This window comes from Roseibium suaedae (assembly GCF_900142725.1).
GTDB classification, from domain to species: Bacteria; Pseudomonadota; Alphaproteobacteria; order Rhizobiales; family Stappiaceae; genus Roseibium; species Roseibium suaedae.
Genome location: NZ_FRBW01000001.1, coordinates 1296642 through 1312940 on the forward strand (window position 1 = coordinate 1296642; position 16299 = coordinate 1312940).

The 16299-nt window shown below is 61.5% G+C and carries 15 protein-coding genes; 8 read left to right on the forward strand and 7 right to left on the reverse strand.

Features of this window, described 5'->3' with window-relative positions; translation table 11 throughout:
- Nucleotides 1-11: 11 nt before the first annotated feature.
- The 3 genes from BUA94_RS05860 (at nt 12) to BUA94_RS05870 (ending at nt 2415) form a co-directional block, all read left to right on the forward strand.
- The gene (locus BUA94_RS05860; RefSeq protein WP_073009979.1) at nt 12-416 is read left to right on the forward strand and encodes a RidA family protein; all 405 of its coding nucleotides are present in this window, start codon (nt 12-14) and stop codon (nt 414-416) included.
- A 276-nt stretch (nt 417-692) separates the two neighbouring features.
- On the forward strand, nt 693-1175 hold the full coding sequence (locus tag BUA94_RS23545) for a hypothetical protein (protein WP_073009982.1): 483 nt from the start codon (nt 693-695) through the stop codon (nt 1173-1175).
- Nucleotides 1168-2415: an HlyD family secretion protein gene (locus BUA94_RS05870; RefSeq protein WP_073009985.1), complete on the forward strand. Its 1248-nt coding sequence runs from the start codon at nt 1168-1170 to the stop codon at nt 2413-2415. Before BUA94_RS23545 ends, BUA94_RS05870 begins: the two co-directional genes overlap by 8 nt.
- A 564-nt stretch (nt 2416-2979) precedes the next feature.
- Here BUA94_RS05870 and BUA94_RS05880 read toward each other — a convergent pair.
- From BUA94_RS05880 to BUA94_RS05890, 3 genes are all read right to left on the reverse strand, one after another.
- Entirely contained in the window at nt 2980-4176 is a 1197-nt protein-coding gene (locus BUA94_RS05880) for a lytic murein transglycosylase (RefSeq protein WP_073009991.1), read from the reverse strand.
- 141 nt (nt 4177-4317) lie between these two features.
- The gene (locus BUA94_RS05885) at nt 4318-4794 is read right to left on the reverse strand and encodes a hypothetical protein (RefSeq protein ID WP_073009994.1); all 477 of its coding nucleotides are present in this window, start codon (nt 4792-4794) and stop codon (nt 4318-4320) included.
- Nucleotides 4795-4906: 112 nt separating this feature from the next.
- Nucleotides 4907-5491 carry a TetR/AcrR family transcriptional regulator gene (locus BUA94_RS05890; protein WP_073009997.1) on the reverse strand — a complete coding sequence of 195 codons (585 nt, stop codon included), beginning with the start codon at nt 5489-5491 and terminating at the stop codon, nt 4907-4909.
- A 184-nt stretch (nt 5492-5675) separates the two neighbouring features.
- Between BUA94_RS05890 and BUA94_RS05895 the strand changes: the two genes are divergently transcribed.
- Nucleotides 5676-6083, forward strand: a complete 408-nt coding sequence (locus BUA94_RS05895; protein ID WP_073010000.1) for a RidA family protein — start codon at nt 5676-5678, stop codon at nt 6081-6083.
- A 58-nt stretch (nt 6084-6141) separates the two neighbouring features.
- Here the strand turns inward: BUA94_RS05895 and BUA94_RS05900 are convergent, their stop codons facing one another.
- On the reverse strand, nt 6142-7290 hold the full coding sequence (locus BUA94_RS05900; protein WP_073010003.1) for an SH3 domain-containing protein: 1149 nt from the start codon (nt 7288-7290) through the stop codon (nt 6142-6144).
- A gap of 276 nt (nt 7291-7566) precedes the next feature.
- Here BUA94_RS05900 and BUA94_RS05905 point away from each other — a divergent pair, with 276 nt between their 5' ends.
- On the forward strand, nt 7567-8757 hold the full coding sequence (locus tag BUA94_RS05905; RefSeq protein WP_073010006.1) for an ABC transporter substrate-binding protein: 1191 nt from the start codon (nt 7567-7569) through the stop codon (nt 8755-8757).
- Nucleotides 8758-8972: 215 nt separating this feature from the next.
- On the opposite strand, the gene BUA94_RS05910 is transcribed toward BUA94_RS05905, so the two are convergent.
- Nucleotides 8973-9983, reverse strand: coding sequence for an LLM class flavin-dependent oxidoreductase (locus BUA94_RS05910; RefSeq protein WP_139251019.1), 1011 nt, complete (start codon nt 9981-9983; stop codon nt 8973-8975).
- A gap of 133 nt (nt 9984-10116) precedes the next feature.
- Between BUA94_RS05910 and BUA94_RS05915 the strand changes: the two genes are divergently transcribed.
- Nucleotides 10117-10752: a TetR/AcrR family transcriptional regulator gene (locus BUA94_RS05915; protein ID WP_073010009.1), complete on the forward strand. Its 636-nt coding sequence runs from the start codon at nt 10117-10119 to the stop codon at nt 10750-10752.
- 103 nt (nt 10753-10855) lie between these two features.
- Nucleotides 10856-11956, forward strand: coding sequence for an alkene reductase (locus BUA94_RS05920; RefSeq protein WP_073010012.1), 1101 nt, complete (start codon nt 10856-10858; stop codon nt 11954-11956).
- A gap of 118 nt (nt 11957-12074) precedes the next feature.
- Here the strand turns inward: BUA94_RS05920 and BUA94_RS05925 are convergent, their stop codons facing one another.
- Nucleotides 12075-13316, reverse strand: coding sequence for a GGDEF domain-containing protein (locus tag BUA94_RS05925; RefSeq protein WP_084081719.1), 1242 nt, complete (start codon nt 13314-13316; stop codon nt 12075-12077).
- Between the two features lie 349 nt (nt 13317-13665).
- On the opposite strand from BUA94_RS05925, the gene ilvD reads away from it, so the two are divergent.
- On the forward strand, nt 13666-15510 hold the full coding sequence (gene ilvD, locus BUA94_RS05930) for a dihydroxy-acid dehydratase (RefSeq protein ID WP_073010017.1): 1845 nt from the start codon (nt 13666-13668) through the stop codon (nt 15508-15510).
- Between the two features lie 103 nt (nt 15511-15613).
- Here ilvD and BUA94_RS05935 read toward each other — a convergent pair whose 3' ends face one another.
- Complete coding sequence (locus tag BUA94_RS05935) at nt 15614-16216, reverse strand: PRC-barrel domain-containing protein (RefSeq protein ID WP_073010020.1); 603 nt, start codon at nt 16214-16216, stop codon at nt 15614-15616.
- Nucleotides 16217-16299: the final 83 nt, after the last annotated feature.

Below are 16299 nucleotides of genomic sequence, written 5' to 3' on the forward strand. Positions count from 1 at the left end.
GGAGGCGGCAGATGACCTACGAACGACAGTTGATATCCAATGGCAATCCGATGGAGGACATTGTCGGTTTTAGCCGCGCTGTCAGGGTCGGTCCCTATATTTCGATTGGCGGCACTGCCCCGGTCGGGCCTGACGGCAAGACCGTCGGCATCGGCGACGTCTTTCAGCAGACAACCCAATGTTTCAGGATCATCGAAGCCGCGCTGAAGCAGGCAGGGTCAGGGCTGCAGGACCTTGTGCGCACCCGCGTGATCCTGACCGATATCGACAATTGGAAACAGGCAATCGAGGCCAGAAAGGCCTTCTGCCGGGACGTGCGGCCGGTGGACACGATCATGGCGGTCAATCGTTTCGTCAATCCGGAGTGGCTGGTCGAGATCGAGGCCGACGCGGTGATTGCCGAGTGGCCGTCGTGACCGGCAGGGCACCAGACCCTCCGGTGCCAAATGTTTTGCAAGGAAGGAGAGCGGGAGAAAACGGGCTTTGACCGCAGCGTGAGTTTAAATTTCCAGTCACACCCTTGTGCAATATTCCAGCCGGGATGTGACTGATATTCTTTTTTGTTTTCCATTCTTCCAGGGGGCCATATGGCTGAAACGCTAACTCAGGGGGCCGCTGCAGCCGTCGGAATAAATCCGATGGCGCCGGCTCATTTACCGTCCTTCTTGCCAGGGCCGGACGGCAGTGATCCGATGATGACGTCGGTTCTGGTCGGCCTGATCCTGCTGCTCGTTGCGGCTGGCAGCTTTTACCTGCATCTGCATTCCCTGCCGGAGCGTATGGCTCATGGCCGAAACAGCAAGATCATGGAGCTGGTGGCCGTCCTCTGCCTTCTGGCTCTGTTCACGCATAATAATTTCTTCTGGTTCGCGGCCTTGATCCTGGTGTTCCTGCCCATGCCGGATCTGCTGACGCCGCTTGTCTCCATGTCCCGGTCCCTGCGGCGTCTGGCGGCGCAGGAAAGCGCTGTGCAGGCTGCAGGAGCTGCCACCTCTGCTCCCATCCATGGCGACGAGAGCACCGCGCATAAGGACGCGCATGAAAGTGACCTGCCGGTCGACATGGTCGCGACCGCTGCAACCGAGCGCCGCGAGGCGGCTCATGAGGCGCATGTGAAAACCGAAATGCCTGCCGCCCAGGGCGCAAAGGAACCGGGGAGGGACGGCAATGCTTGAAGTCCTCTTCTGTTCCCTGTTCACGATTTTCCCGGACTACCTCTTCCGCCGTTTTGTTCAGGGCAAGCGGATCGGCCGTGAAATCACCATCTATTCGGTCTGGTACGAGCTGCGCTACGGCATCGTGACCTGCGTGATGCTGACCCTTTCCCTGATCACGCTGATCTTCTATTTCCACCCGGCCACCACCAGTGCCACGCTTTATTTCCGCACGGTTCCGATCCTGCCGGAAACGGCCGGCCGGGTTGTCGAGATCATGGTTCCGCCGGGACTGGAAGCCCGGGTCAAGGCGGGCGATCCGATCGTGCGCCTCGATGACAGCGTGGAAAAGGCCGCTGTTCTTGCCGCAGAACGCCAGGTCAGCGAAATCGATGCGGACATCGCCCTGGCGACGAATGAACTGCTGGTTGCCAATGCCCAGGTCGGTCAGGCGGAAGCCTCGTTGAAACAGGCAACCGATGAACTGAACACCAAGGTCGAGCTGCAGCAGCGCAATGCCGATGTGGTAACCCGCCGTGAGGTGGAAAAGCTGCAGACTGCGGTTGATGCCCGCCAGAGCGTTGTGGATGCAGCCATCGCCCAGCAGAAGCTGGCGGAGACCAAGATCAATGTCGCCTTGCCGGCAAACCGGCAGACGGCTGTTGCCAAGCTGGAGCAGGCCCAGGCCAGTCTCGCGAAGAAGACGATCTACGCAGGCGTCGATGGCACCGTCACCCAGTTCACCATCCGCAAGGGGGATGTGGTCAGTCCGGTCATGCGCCCGGGCGGGATCCTGATCCCGGATGATGCAGGCCGCCAGCGGGTCTTTGCCGGCTTCAACCAGATCGAGGCTCAGGTCATCCAGCCGGGCATGGCAGGGGAAATTACCTGTCCGTCGCTGCCCTTCACCATCATTCCGGTGGTGGTGACCGGTGTGCAGTTCTATCTGGCCTCCGGTCAGATCTCGGCAACGGAACGCTTGATCGATGCGGCCAACCCGACCATGACCCAGGGGTCCATCACCACCATGCTGGAGCCGGTCTATGAGGGGGGCTTCGACAGGCTGCCCCCGGGCAGCCGCTGCGCGGCGAACCTCTACACCAACAACTATGACCGCCTGGAGAATGACAAGGACCTCGGCCTTGGCACCTATGTGTTCCTGCATGTGGTGGACACGGTGGGTCTCGTCCACGCCATCCTGCTGCGCAGTCAGTCCCTCTTGATGCCACTCCGCACCCTGGTGCTGAGCGGCGATCACTGATCAAATCGGCAGAAACAGAAACGGCCCGCCTGAAATCAGGCGGGCCCAGACTGCTGACAAAGCTGCTACCTCTCCACCGTCATCCTCGGCCTTGAGCCGAGGACCTAAACAAGTCAATGGCTTGCAGATGGTCGGGTCAAGCCCGACCATGACGAACAGGGAAAGAGCCCCCTTTGCCATCAACCCCGGCCCGTCTGGAAACAGGCGGGCCGTTAAATCTATGAACATGAAGGCTTCGGTCTTATTCGTCGTGACCGGTAGAGGTCAATTATCGTCCGGTTCAAATGTTGTCCTTTCATCCAAGATGAATGGTCAGAGCGGACTTCCGTCGCAAAGCTGGATTAGGCACGATAACGGCGCGGCCTACGCCCGTCTCCCCACTTGCGGGGGAGATGTCAGCGACAGCTGACAGAGGGGTGGAAGGCCTCGGCATACTCAGCAGAACTGCAATGTTCCGAGAGGGAATACCCCCCTCTGCCCCCATTCGGGGGCATCTCCCCCTCAAGGGGGGAGACAGGAGCAAGTTGAGGGGCCGTTTTCATGTCTGGCAGTCGTCTACGTGGCTCAAAGCTTGTTAAGCAATTCCTGGGTTGGCCAGCCGTCGGCGGGCATGCCAAGCTGCTTCTGGACCGCCTGGGTGGCCACGCGGGTGCCGCCGCCGAGAATGCCGTCAATCTTGCCGACGTCATGACCGAGGGCCTGCAACTTGGTCTGGAGCTGCTTCATCTGCGGGTCGTTAAGGCCCGGATCCGGATTGCCCTTGTCATAGACCGGTGCACCGGCAAGGCGGGTCGCGAAATAGGCGGCCGAGGTCGTGTAGACGAAGGACTGGTTCCATTCCAGATAGATGCTGAAATTCGGATAGGCGAGGAAGGCCGGTCCTTTGCGGCCCTGCGGCAGGACGAGCGCTGCCTTCAGGTTCTGGGACAGGCTGCCGTTGCGGGGCGTGACGCCCATGGCTGCCCAGTCGGATACCGGCCGCTCCCGTCCAAGGCCGCTGAGCGAGAAGTCGATATTGGAGGGCACGCTCACTTCCTGCAGCCAGGGCTGACCGGGTTGCCAGCCGAGGTGCTGGATGAAGGCGGCAGCCGTCAGGATGGCGTCCGGAGAGCTGGTCTTCAGCTTCACATGGCCATCGCCATCACCATCCCGGCCCCATTTGACGATGTCTTCCGGCAGCATCTGCACCTGGCCGATTTCCCCGGCCCAGGCACCGGTGGTCGAGGCCGGGTCAAGGTCGCCATTCTGGACCATGTGGATGGCTGCGATCAGCTGCGGACGGAAGAGTTCCGGCCGGCGGCAGTCATGGGCAAGGGTCACGAGGGCATTGATCGTGTTGAAGTCGCCCTGAACAGCGCCAAAGTCGGTTTCAAGCGCCCAGAAGGCGGTGATGACCGCAGCTGGCACGCCGTATTCTTTCTCTGCCCGGTCAAAGACCGAGGCGTATTTCTGGATATTGGCGATGCCGTTCTTCATCCGGTAGCCGGAAATAGACCGCTGGGAGAAGGTCAGGAAGTCCTGCTTGAAGACGCCCTGGCCGCGGTCCATGGACAGCACCTTGCGGTCGATCTGTGCATTCGCCAGAGCAGCGTCGGCCGCCTGGGCTGACAGTCCGGAGGCCACGGCTTCCTGCTTCACGCCTGCGAGAAACTGGCGCAGATCACCGCCGCACTGGCCGGCTGCCAGGGCTGAGGAGGCGGTTGCCGAAAGCGCCAACAGGGCAAGGGCGGGAGCAACAAGACGGGAAGGGCGGAAGGTCATAAAAGGCCTCGTGTCTGAAGGAATGATGGGCCGGACATTTTTCCTCCGGTCACCGCAAATCACTGGCGCAGAGGGTGCCCAACCGGCAGGGCAGCGTCAACCACACAGTGTGGTGAGGTTATGGAGCCCTTTGCCGCAAGGTCAACGGCAGCTTGAGGCGGAAATCGCTCCGGAGCGGGAGGAAAGCGTGTGGCGGGAGATCCCGCTGTCGACACTGGCCCTCGAGCGGCAGTTGCTCTGGCTTGCTGCGCGGTTGGCGTTGGCGGTCTCTGTCTGGCAGATCTGGTAGCCCATGTCATAGAGCGCCTGCCATCCGCCCGGATAGGACGCCAGATTATCGAGAACGGCAGAGGCTCCGCCAACAGCGGCTCCCCGGCGGGCGCCGCCTGGCCCCGCCCACGCGCCACCGGCAACCGCTCCGCCCATGGCGCCGGAGACAATTTCCCCGGTTGCATTGCCGCTGCCCAGATGCTGATCCGCATAGGAGCGGGCATAGGCATCACACGGGTCGGCAATGCCGTCTGCCGCCGCGCTGGTTTGCAGGGCCGCCCCAGCGGCGATCGCCAGAAGAACAGTGGCAAACCGGAAAGAGGCCTGGCGGGCAGATCCGCGGGACATGTCGGTCTCCTGAGACTTTGAAGGCAAGAAAGCTGGTCTCTTGATCATGCTTGCCATTCTAGCGGGAATGCGGGCCTGTCGCCAGCAAAGGGCAGGAGCGTGGTAAAGGGCGCTATTTCAAGAGGCCCGATGCCAGCAGCTGGAAGGCGTCGAGGGCTTTGGGCAAGGCCTCGCCGGGATCGTCACTGGCCGCGATCCAGAGGGCCGCATTCAGCGCGGCTCCGTTCAGCAGCCGCGCAGCGGCTTCCGGATCGACAGGTTTCAGGAAACCCTCGGCAATCAGCCTCTCGACGGTTTCCTGCGTCGTGTGCAGGCAGCCGCTCTGGCTGGGCCATTGCTGGGGATCGCCCAGAACTGCCGGACCATCACGCAGGACGATGCGTTGCACCTCCGGATCGAGCGCCATTTCGATATAGGCGCTGCCCTGAACCAGCAGGGCTTGCCACTCGCCTTCGATATGGGAGGCGATGGCGGTGGCCTTTGCCGCCATTTCTTCATCGATCTGATTGACGACGGCAGCGAGCAGCCCGCGCTTGTCGCCGAAATTGTGATAGAGCGCGCCGCGCGTCAGCCCCGCTGCAGCCGTCAGCTCATCCATCGAGGCGTCCGCATAGCCTTTTTCCGCAAAGGCCTTCCGGGCCGCGGCGATCAGCTTGGCCCGTGTTTCCTGCATCATTTCTGCCCGGCTTCTGGCCATTGGGGCTCCATCATAAAAATACGCCGCGCATGTCAATTGACATACGGTGCGTATGTTTCTATTTCAGATACGTCCCGTATATCAGTTTCGGGGCGTGTTTGGGAAGCCTTCCAGCCGGAGGGCTTGCCGGTTTGGTCCTGCTTGAACGCGGACCGGGATTGATTTGGAAAGGCGAGTATTCGCAATGACACAGCGTGAAGCAATCTTCCCCGAAGGGCGTCATGCCCTTTACGACATCCATGGCTATACCGCAGCGATCCGCTCGGGCGACCTGCTGTTCGTGTCTGGACAGGTCGGCAGTCGGGAGGACGGGTCACCGGCAGCCGGGTTCGAGGCGCAGGTGCGTCAGGCTTTTGCCAATCTTCAGGCAACCTTGAAGGCCGCAGGCTGCGGCTGGGACGACATCATCGATGTCACGACCTTCCACACCGATCCGGAAAACCAGCTGGCGGCGGTTCTGAAGGTCAAGGACAGCATCTTCACCTCGAAACCCTATCCGAACTGGACTGCAGTCGGGGTGACATGGCTTGCCGGGTTCGACTTCGAGATCAAGGTGATTGCGAGGGTTCCGCAGGCGCAAACCGTAAGCTGATGACCTGAGGTCCGGACGCCGGAGCAAGGACTGGAGCTGGGGCTTGCTGCAGAAGGCCTCAGCCAGCCTGTGCGACCGTCGTGTCGATGTATTTGCGGCCGATATAGCCGGTCTTGCCGTCGTGGGAGACCGCGCACCACCAGCTGTTGCAAGCGCCCACCGAAAGCTTTGCTCCGGCTGGCACAACGCCGATGACGTCTGTTCCCATATCCGCGCCCTCGCGCATGTTCACGCTGGCATTGGCCGTGCCTGCTGCCGGATTGTCGCCAAGGGACAGGCTGGTTGCCTGCGGGGTCAGGCCAACCGCAGCTTCCGCTTCCGGAATGGCGCTGTCTGAGGCCGGGTCAACTGAGACGGCGTCCTGCGGCAAGGCGGTGCTTGCGCCATGAGCTTCAGGGCTTTGGGCGAGGGAAGACGAAACTTCCTCACCGGGCAGACCGGCTGCGCTGGCCATGCGGACCGTATCGCCTGCCTCTGCCGTCTGGCTGACCAGAGATGCCATGGGGTCCTTGGCGGAATTGGCCACGACCGCCGGCACACGGTCCTGGATTTTCTGCGCCAGGGCTCCGTCCTGCTCGCGCTCAGCCTCGGAGAAGCTCTGGGCAAACCGGGATCCGGTGACGCGGTCCTTCTGGATCGATTGCGCGGCGGTCATCTCGTCCGGCTGAACGGAAATGGCCGCCGTGGTGACCATTTTGTCGCCTGTGCCGGGCTCTGACGGGGGCAGGAGAAGAAGCCCGGTCAGGGCGGCAAGGCTCACCCCGGCAACAATGCCTGCCACGCGCTTTGGCGTGAAGGACACAGGCCAGACTGGCAGGGAAAAGGCCGGGCGGGGGAGCGGCCCAAATCCTTTTGCCGGGGTGCTCGCCTTGGAAGCAGCTGCCGCGCTCGTGTGAACGTCAACCATCGCGTCAAGGTTGGCAGCCTCTTCCAAAGCGGGGGAGTGGGGGGAAACTTCACCAGCGGGCGCCCCGGAAAAGGGTTCGCCAAATGCAGGGCCTGCGGCAAGCAGATCCGGCAGGTCCAGATCGCTGCCATCTTCGGTCCACAAGATGCGGGGCCGCTTGGGGGCATTGCCTGCGGCCGCAGTGGAATTGAATACGCGGCGCGGAAAGCCGGAATTTGAGGGCGATTGAGGGCCCCAGGCGACGGATCCCGAGGGGCGGCGGGGCGTCATCGGCTTGGAGGCATCAAGGGTCTGGTGCATGGGACTGCTCCGGTTTTCCGCTTAAGGAGCGCTTCAGGACCAAGGCCCGGCTCTCCACTCCTGCCATTAGCAGGGGCATTTGTGGCATCACGCGGATCAGAATTGGGCGGACTGCGGGAATTTGAGTGACATTTCGGGCCTCATTGTTTCCCGTCCTGTCTTGCCTGCGGCTGGCCGCCCTTAACCGGGTGTCCACTTTGGCTGTGAAATAATTCCTCTGTAAAATGTCCAGTGGCCCTGTCGCCCACGGACATCCCTTTCGTCTGGAGACCTCGCATGAACCGGCTATTTTCTTCTCTGGCTGCTGCTGTGTGCCTGGGAACCGCGGCCCTTGCGGGAAGTGCCGGAGCGATGGGGACTGCCCAGGCCGAAGGCATGAAAATCGGGTTTGTCGCAACCCTGTCCGGTCCGGCGAGCCTGCCTGGACGCCACATGCGCGACGGATTTCTGCTGGCGGTCAAGCAGAAGAATGACCGCCTGGGCGGCCTTCAGACCAAGGTGGTCGTCGTCGACGACAAGCTCGACATTGAGGTCGCGCGCCAGTCGGTTGCCAATCTGATCAATGAGGAGAAGGTGGATTTCCTCGCAGGCATCACCTTCAACAACATCATGCTGGCGGTCTATCCGGAGGTGGTGAAGTCCGAGACGATCTTCATTGGGGCAGGGGCAGGTCCAGGCTATATCGCCGGCAAGGGCTGCAGCCGCTACTTCTTCTCCACCGCTTCCCAGTCCGATCAGAACAATGAGGCCATGGGCCGCTACGCGCGTGAGCGCGGCTATGGCCGGGTGATGCTGCTGGCTCCCGATTACCGGGGCGCAAAGGAGGCCATTGCCGCTTTCAAGCGCCATTACAGCGGCGAGATTGTCGGCGAGTTCTACAGCAAGCTTGGTCAGACCGATTTCAGCGCCGACATTGCGATGATCGGCAAGATGGAGCCGGATGCCGTCTTCACCTTCATGCCGGGCCAGATGGGCGTCAGCCTGGTGGAGCAGTTCGCCAAGGCGGGCCTGAAGGCGGATATCGCCTTCCTCTCCGCCTATACGCTGGACGAGACCACCTTGCCGGTGATGAAGGATGCCGCGGAAGGGCTGCTTTCTGTCTCCGATTGGTCACCGGACCTGAACACGGAAGAAAACAACCGTTTCGTCCGCGCTTTTGAGGATGAATACGGCTACGAGCCGTCCGCCTATGCCGCTCAAGGCTATGATGCGGCCATGCTGATCAACGGGGCCGTGGGCATGACCGGCAGCGTCGCGGAAAAGAAAGTGCTGCTCTCCTCCCTCCGTGCGGCCCCCTTCCAGAGCGTGCGTGGCGACTTCCGGTTCAATTCCAATCAGTTCCCCGTCCACGACTTCTATCTCGTCGAAGCCATCCGCCGCGGCTCGGACAAATACGTTACGGAAATGAAGACCAAGGTCTTTGACGACGTCGGTGATTCCTATGCGGGGTCGTGCCGGATGAATTGAGGAGCGGGCTGGCCCATCCTGACTGTCAGGGGCTGCAGAGAAGACTTGAGCGTTGCCGTACAGGCACCTCTCCCTGTGGGAGAGGTCGGACCGGAGGTCCGGGTGAGGGGGGCTATGCCGTAAGGCAGGTGCAAGTTGCAGGCGAGGAAACCCTCACCCCAGCCCTCTCCCTGAGGGAGAGGGGGCAAGCTCTGCCCCAAGGCAGCACTTCACACCTATTCCGCAGCCAGCTGACCGCCGTTCAGTTCGGTCATGATGTCGGCGGCGATCTGGAAGGACCGGATGCGGGCGGCGGGGTCGTGGATATGGCCGGTGAGGATCACCTCATCGGGCTGATACCTGGCGACAAACCCTGCCAGTTTCCGCATGACACTGTCACGTGAGCCATAGGCGGAGACGCTCAAGGCCTCCTCGGCAATGGAGAGGGCGGCCGGTCCGACGAGGGCTTCCAGATCTTCGACCGGGCGGGGCAGGGGGCCGGGGCGTCCCGTGCGCAGGTTGATGAAGGCCTGCTGCATGGAAGAACGCAGATAGGCGCCTTCCTCATCCGTGTCCCCGGCAAACGTGTTGATCGCCATCATGAAATGCGGCTTGTCGAGATATTTCGAGGGGCGGAAGCTGTGCCGGTAGATGCGCAGGGCATTGCCGAGTTCCGCCGGCGCAAAATGAGAGGCAAACGCATAGGGCAGTCCATAATAGGCGGCCATCTGTGCACCATAGGTGCTGGAGCCCAGGATCCAGACCGGAACCTTGGTGCCGGTGCCCGGAACCGCGCGGATCCTTTCGCCCTCTTGCGGATCATCCAGATAGCCCATCAGTTCCACAACGTCTTCGGGGAAGCTGTCGGACGCATCGGCCTTCCGGCGCAGGGCGCGCATGGTCATCATGTCGGTGCCCGGCGCACGGCCCAGCCCCAGATCGATCCGGTCCGGATAAAGTTCGGCCAGGGTGCCGAACTGTTCGGCTATCACGAGCGGGGAATGGTTCGGCAGCATGATGCCGCCGGAGCCGATGCGCATCTTGTGCGTCAGTCCCGCCACATGGCCGATCAGCACGGAGGTTGCCGCCGACGCGATGCCCGTCATGTTGTGGTGCTCGGCCAGCCAGTAACGATTGTAGCCTGCCGCCTCGGCGGCCTTGGCCAGAGCGCCAGTGTTGGCAAGGGCCTGCCGCACGGTGGAGCCTTCAGGAACCGGAGAAAGGTCGAGGAGGGAATAGGGTATCATGACTATCTTGGCCGCCTGGATTTGCGTTCTTCGAACTGTGTAAGGGCTAAATAGGAACGCTTGGTCCAAAATAAAACCCCTTCCTGAAACCGGGCCTCTTGAAATCTGGTCCGCCCGGTCCAATATCCGCTCCATGACAACGAGACCCACCCAGAAACCTGCCGCCGGGAGCGGTTGCGGCAAGGCCCATGCAAAGGCGCAATGCGGCCCGGGCCGTCCGCGTGGATATGATGAGCATGAAGTGCTCTCTGCCGCGCTGCAGGTGTTCTGGCGCCAGGGTTATGAAGCGACGTCGCTGGATGATCTGACCGGGGCCATGGGGCTTTCCAGGTCGAGCTTCTATGCGGCCTTCGGCTCCAAGCAGGGCGTGCTGATCGCAGCGCTGAAGAGTTACTCGCAGGCGGCTCTGTCGGCCCTGCGCGACCTGTCGGATGGACCTGCCAATGGGCCAGAAGGCACATCGGTCCGCGCCATGCTGGCGGCGCTCGCGGACCCGCAAGGTGGCCCGAGAGGGTGCCTGCTGGTCAATTGCATCACCGAACTTGCCCCCCATGAAGAGGAGGTGGCCGCAATTGGCCGCAAGCATCTTCAAGGGGTGGAAGACCTCTTCGCGGCCGCGCTCAACCGGGACGATCCGGACGCGGCCCGCGACAAGGCCCGCGCCCTGTCGGCACTTGCCATCGGCACGCTGACATTGCGCAAATCCGGCCTTCCGCCGGAGCAGATCTCAAAGGCTCTCGAGGCCGCTGAAGGCATATTGACGTCTTAAGCGGTCTCATGCGTTCCAGACATCAAGGCACCTGCAGGATCCCATGGTGTGTCGATTTCTGGAACGATCATTCCAAAATTACGTTGAACCCGAGGACTAGACCATGACTGACGCCAAGCTGTTTTCGCCCCTCAAGGTCGGGGCCATCGATGTCCGGAACCGGATTGCCATGGCCCCGCTGACGCGGAACCGCGCCCGTCCGGAAGACGATGCCCCCTATGGCATCCACGTGACCTATTACGAGCAGCGGGCAGGCGCTGGGCTGATCATCACCGAAGCCTCCCAGATCTCGCCGCAGGGCAAGGGCTATGCCTGGACGCCAGGCATCTATTCCGATGCCCAGATCGAAGGCTGGAAGAAGGTCACCGATGCGGTCCACGCCAAGGGCGGCAAGATCGTCATCCAGCTCTGGCATGTGGGCCGGATTTCCCACAACGTGCTGCAGCCGGGCGGCGTCGACCCGGTCGCCCCGTCAGCAATTGCTGCCAACTCCAAGACCTTCGACGGCGAGAAATTTGTTCCGACCCCGACCCCGCGGGCGCTGGAGCTTTCCGAACTGCCAGGCATCGTCGAGGACTACCGCAAGGCAGCCGCCAATGCGATCAAGGCAGGCTTTGATGGCATCGAGGTTCATGCGGCCAATGGCTATCTGCTGGACCAGTTCCTGCGCGACAGCTCCAACAAGCGCACGGATGCCTATGGCGGTTCCTTTGAGAACCGCAGCCGGCTGCTGAAGGAAGTGATGGACGCGGTCACCGCGGAAATCGGGGCGGACCGTGTTGGTATCCGTCTCAGCCCGTTCTCGGCGGCCAATGACATTTCCGACAGCGATCCGATGGGGCTTTTCACCCATGTGGTTGATCTTCTGAACGGCTATGGCCTTGCCTATCTGCATCTTGTGGAAGGCCAGACGGGCGGCCCGCGCGAGCTTGCCGAAGGTCTCAGCCTCAAGGCGCTCTATGACCGGTTCAGCGGCGTGAAGATCGGCAACAACGGCTATGACCGTGATCTTGCCATCAAGGCGGTCGAAAGCGGAGCGGTGGACATGGTGGCCTTTGGCCGTCCGTTCATCTCCAATCCGGATCTGGTGGAACGCCTGCGCAAGAATGCGCCGCTCAACCAGCTGGACCCGGACACGCTCTATGGCGGCGGCGAGAAGGGCTATACCGACTATCCGTCCCTTGAGGATGCGCCGGCGGCCTGATCGGCGCTGAGGATATTCGAACCTGTACCGGTCTCACGGGGCCGGTACAAAAGACAGCCAGTGTGGCCCTCTCTCCGCACTGGCTGTTTTCATGTCCAGTCCGGCAATGGGCGCGGGCTCAGGCGACGGAGCGCTGGGTCAGCGAGAAAGGCGACAGGATCTGCGTGGTCTGAAGGCCGTTCGTGGTCATTTCGCCGGAGCTGGCGATGGTCTTGTTCCGGCCATTGGCCTTGGCTTTGCCCATGCAGCAGGTGGCGATCTCGAAGGCGCGCTCCAGCGATGTTTCAGATGTGCCGATGAACAATCCGCTGCTGATCGTGATCTTGAGCCGGTCTCCGGAGGCCTTTGCCGCCTTGGTGGTCATCAGCCGGGAGATCCGGGTGGCAATGGCGCTGGCGGCCTCATTGTCCTTTTCCGGCAGGAACAGGGCGAATTTCTCGTTGCCGATACGGCCGACAAGGCAAGGCTTTTCAACTGTGTCCAGGCAAATTCTGCTGAGAAGCTGCAGCATGGCATCGCCCAGAGCATGCCCGAACTGCTCGTTGACTGAGGATAGCTTGTCGATGTCGATGACCAGCAATCCATAGGTCGCACTGCTCCTCCTGCGGGCTTCCCGCCATTTTTCCGCTTCATCAAAGAAGGACCGGCGATTGCGCAAGCCCGTCAGATGGTCCCGTGTGGCCTGTTCCTGGAACATGAGCTGGGCCCGTTCCAGAGAAATGGCGGCAATCAGGACGCTGGACAGAACCGTGCAGGTGATCAGCGAAATCAGATAGATCGTGGTGACCGGCAGAGAGAAGATCTCTATGAAGGCAGCCGAGGGATGGAGTATCTGATTGGCCGAATGCAGACCATAGGCGCCAAGTTCCAGGGCTGTAATGCCCGCCAGCAGCTTTGGTGTGGTCATCCCGGCGGGAGCCTTCTTCAGGCAAAGCCAGACGATATGCAGGGAATTGGCGATCAGCAGGAACTGGCAATAGAGGGTCCTGGCCGCAAAGGAATCCCGGAACGCTGGGACTTGGCACAGGACGATCCAGCCGAGCGATGCGGCAAAGCCGATCCACAGCAGCTTGTGCTTTTCCTCGAAGAAGATCCGCAAGGCTGCCGGGCGCAGGTTGTGACCGATCAGGAGAAGGGCGTTGGCGGTCACGATGCTGATGCTGTCCGGGATCTGGCCGCGAAGCCCGACAAGCGTGCAGCCGATCCCGAGCAAAAGCAGAGCCGCGGACCAGCACAGGCTGCTGTACCTTACAGCGCGGGTCTGACCGGAGATGGAGACAGTGAAAAGGCCGAGCACACAGGCGCCACTGAAGCACGCAATCGTCACGCTCGTGAAAAGGGTAGGGGTGTCTAATGTCATTTGAAAAGCATCCTGCAAGAAAAATAATAACCTTGCTTGCCAAGGATCGTAAGGCCCTTTCGTAAACGTCCCCTTGATATTGTATAATTTGACGAGCGCAATAATACCGAAATTCGCGTTTTGGTTGCTTAAAGGGTGTGCAATTCGAGATCCTGCCGCCGAAATGTCAGATGATAATCGTACCCGAGCGTACGGTTTTGGTCCGAAGCGGTCTTTTCACAGGGCGTAAAACCTGACACAACACTTGGATACGACAGGCCGTACGGGGATGCCCCGAGGGAGTGCGGCCGGGAAGAGATGAGCGCATGCGAAGCTGCATGCGTGGACAGACGCCAAGAGGACGTAAGAAATGCCCCCCTATCGTTCACGGACATCCACCCACGGCCGCAACATGGCCGGTGCGCGCGGCCTTTGGCGCGCCACGGGCATGAAGGACGGAGATTTCGGCAAGCCGATCATCGCCATTGCCAACTCCTTCACCCAGTTCGTGCCGGGCCACGTGCACCTCAAGGACCTCGGCCAGCTTGTGGCGCGGGAAGTGGAAAAGGCCGGCGGCGTCGCCAAGGAATTCAACACCATCGCCGTGGATGATGGCATCGCCATGGGCCACGACGGGATGCTCTATTCCCTGCCGAGCCGTGAAGTCATCGCTGATGCGGTGGAATACATGGTCAACGGCCACTGCGCCGACGCGCTGGTCTGCATTTCCAACTGCGACAAGATCACCCCGGGCATGCTCAACGCTGCCATGCGCCTGAATATCCCGGTGGTCTTCGTGTCCGGCGGTCCGATGGAAGCAGGCAAGGTGGTCCTGGAGAACGGTGAATCCAAGTCCATCGATCTGATCGATGCCATGATCGCTGCTGCAAACGACAAGGTGTCGGATGCGGACGTGCTGACCATGGAACAGAATGCCTGCCCGACCTGCGGGTCCTGCTCGGGCATGTTCACGGCCAACTCCATGAACTGCCTGACCGAGGCCCTGGGCCTCGCGCTGCCGGGCAATGGTTCCACGCTGGCAACCCATGCCGACCGTGAGCGCCTGTTCGTGGAAGCCGGTCACCTGATCGTCGATCTGGCCAAGCGCTATTACGAGCAGGATGACGAGAGCGTTCTGCCGCGCAACATCGCAACGTTTCAGGCGTTCGAGAACGCCATGACGCTCGACATCTCCATGGGCGGCTCCACCAACACGGTCCTGCACCTGCTGGCAGCCTCCTATGAAGGCGAAGTCGGCTTCACCATGGACGACATCGACCGTCTTTCCCGCAAGGTTCCGGTTCTGTGCAAGGTCGCTCCGGCTGTCGAGAACATCCACATGGAAGACGTTCATCGCGCAGGCGGCATCTTCGGCATCCTGGGTGAGCTGGACCGCGCAGGCCTGCTGCACACCGATGGCCCGACCGTTCACTCCGCCTCGATGAAGGAAGCGCTGTCCCGCTGGGATATCACCCAGACCAATTCGGAAAGCGTGCATAATTTCTTCAAGGCTGCACCGGGCGGCGTGCCGACGCAGGTGGCTTTCTCCCAGTCCCGCCGCTGGGACGATCTGGATCTCGACCGCACCAAGGGCGTCATCCGCTCCAAGGACAATGCCTATTCCAAGGATGGCGGTCTGGCAGTTCTCTTCGGCAACATCGCGCTTGATGGCTGCATCGTGAAGACGGCAGGCGTGGACGACAGCATCCTGAAGTTCAACGGTCCGGCCCGGATCTTTGAAAGTCAGGACAGCGCGGTTTCCGCGATCCTGACCGGCAAGATCACCGAAGGCGACGTGGTGCTGATCCGCTACGAAGGTCCACGCGGCGGTCCGGGCATGCAGGAAATGCTCTATCCGACGAGCTATCTGAAGTCCAAGGGCCTGGGCAAGGCTTGCGCGCTGATCACCGATGGCCGCTTCTCCGGCGGCTCCTCGGGGCTTTCCATCGGCCACATCTCGCCGGAAGCGGCAGAAGGCGGCGCGATCGGTCTGGTCGAGGAAGGGGACATGATCGTCATCGATATCCCGAACCGGGTGATGAAGGTCGATTTGTCCGACGAGGTTCTGGCAGAACGCCGCAAGGCGATGGAAGCCAAGGGCGCTGACGCCTGGAAGCCGGTCGAAAAGCGCAAGCGCAAGGTCAGCACGGCGCTGCGCGCCTATGCGGCTCTGACGAGCTCCGCTGCCAAGGGCGCGGTTCGTATCGTCGACTGATCCGGTACTTGTCACGCTCGCGTGACGGCTGAACAAGAGAAAGGCCGCCTCCGCATCGCGCGGGGGCGGCCTTTTCTTTTAAGTCCAGACGAGAGGGCTGGCCTTACTCGGTCATGGTCTTGAGCTGGGTATCCGTCATGGCAACGATCACCGCATCCGCATCGATGTTGATCTCGCTGGCAGGAAGGACAACCTTCTTGGCACCAAAGCCCAGAATGCCGCCGACCTTGGTCTCGACTGCGGAAAGCTGGCCATTGGACTGGGTCTGAACCGCGGTCACTTCGCCGACACTGGTGCCATCAAGGGTCACGACCGGAAGGCCTACAAGCTCTTCAGGTGTTGCGGTGACGGCAGCTGTCTGACCACTTGCCTGGCCGCTTATCTGGCCATCGGTCTGGATCTGGCCGGAGGCCTGGGCACCGCTTGCCGGTGCCTGGGTCAGGTCATCCGTCTTGGCGGACGGCACGCTCGGGGAGGCGGCATCCATCTGGGTCTGTATCTGGGTACTCGTTTCGGCTTCGATTGCCGTGCCGGCCGCAGGCGCAGCTCCTGTATATGCTCCGGTTTTCGTGGAAGAGCCTGTGTTAAGGTCCAGGCTGTCTGCCAGAACCGGCGTAGCGGCGAACATGGTTGCGCACATCAGGCCCGCAGCGACCTTCGGGAACAGGCCGGTACGGACTGCGGTGGTCTTGTCCAGAGCGTTCATATCGGAACTCCTTCAATCAACTCATGGCAATCTGGTCTTCATCAGACGCCGCACTCAGACCGGGATGGGACCAGACTGGGTTG

Excerpts from the sequence above, each read along its gene's own strand:
- BUA94_RS05860 (WP_073009979.1), top strand. The coding sequence starts at position 12 with ATGACCTACGAACGACAGTTGATATCCAATGGCAATCCGATGGAGGAC.
- BUA94_RS23545 (WP_073009982.1), top strand. The coding sequence starts at position 693 with ATGATGACGTCGGTTCTGGTCGGCCTGATCCTGCTGCTCGTTGCGGCT.
- BUA94_RS05870 (WP_073009985.1), top strand. The coding sequence starts at position 1,168 with ATGCTTGAAGTCCTCTTCTGTTCCCTGTTCACGATTTTCCCGGACTAC.
- BUA94_RS05880 (WP_073009991.1), bottom strand. The coding sequence starts at position 4,176 with ATGACCTTCCGCCCTTCCCGTCTTGTTGCTCCCGCCCTTGCCCTGTTG.
- BUA94_RS05885 (WP_073009994.1), bottom strand. The coding sequence starts at position 4,794 with ATGTCCCGCGGATCTGCCCGCCAGGCCTCTTTCCGGTTTGCCACTGTT.
- BUA94_RS05890 (WP_073009997.1), bottom strand. The coding sequence starts at position 5,491 with ATGGCCAGAAGCCGGGCAGAAATGATGCAGGAAACACGGGCCAAGCTG.
- BUA94_RS05895 (WP_073010000.1), top strand. The coding sequence starts at position 5,676 with ATGACACAGCGTGAAGCAATCTTCCCCGAAGGGCGTCATGCCCTTTAC.
- BUA94_RS05900 (WP_073010003.1), bottom strand. The coding sequence starts at position 7,290 with ATGCACCAGACCCTTGATGCCTCCAAGCCGATGACGCCCCGCCGCCCC.
- BUA94_RS05905 (WP_073010006.1), top strand. The coding sequence starts at position 7,567 with ATGAACCGGCTATTTTCTTCTCTGGCTGCTGCTGTGTGCCTGGGAACC.
- BUA94_RS05910 (WP_139251019.1), bottom strand. The coding sequence starts at position 9,983 with ATGATACCCTATTCCCTCCTCGACCTTTCTCCGGTTCCTGAAGGCTCC.
- BUA94_RS05915 (WP_073010009.1), top strand. The coding sequence starts at position 10,117 with ATGACAACGAGACCCACCCAGAAACCTGCCGCCGGGAGCGGTTGCGGC.
- BUA94_RS05920 (WP_073010012.1), top strand. The coding sequence starts at position 10,856 with ATGACTGACGCCAAGCTGTTTTCGCCCCTCAAGGTCGGGGCCATCGAT.
- BUA94_RS05925 (WP_084081719.1), bottom strand. The coding sequence starts at position 13,316 with ATGACATTAGACACCCCTACCCTTTTCACGAGCGTGACGATTGCGTGC.
- ilvD (WP_073010017.1), top strand. The coding sequence starts at position 13,666 with ATGCCCCCCTATCGTTCACGGACATCCACCCACGGCCGCAACATGGCC.
- BUA94_RS05935 (WP_073010020.1), bottom strand. The coding sequence starts at position 16,216 with ATGAACGCTCTGGACAAGACCACCGCAGTCCGTACCGGCCTGTTCCCG.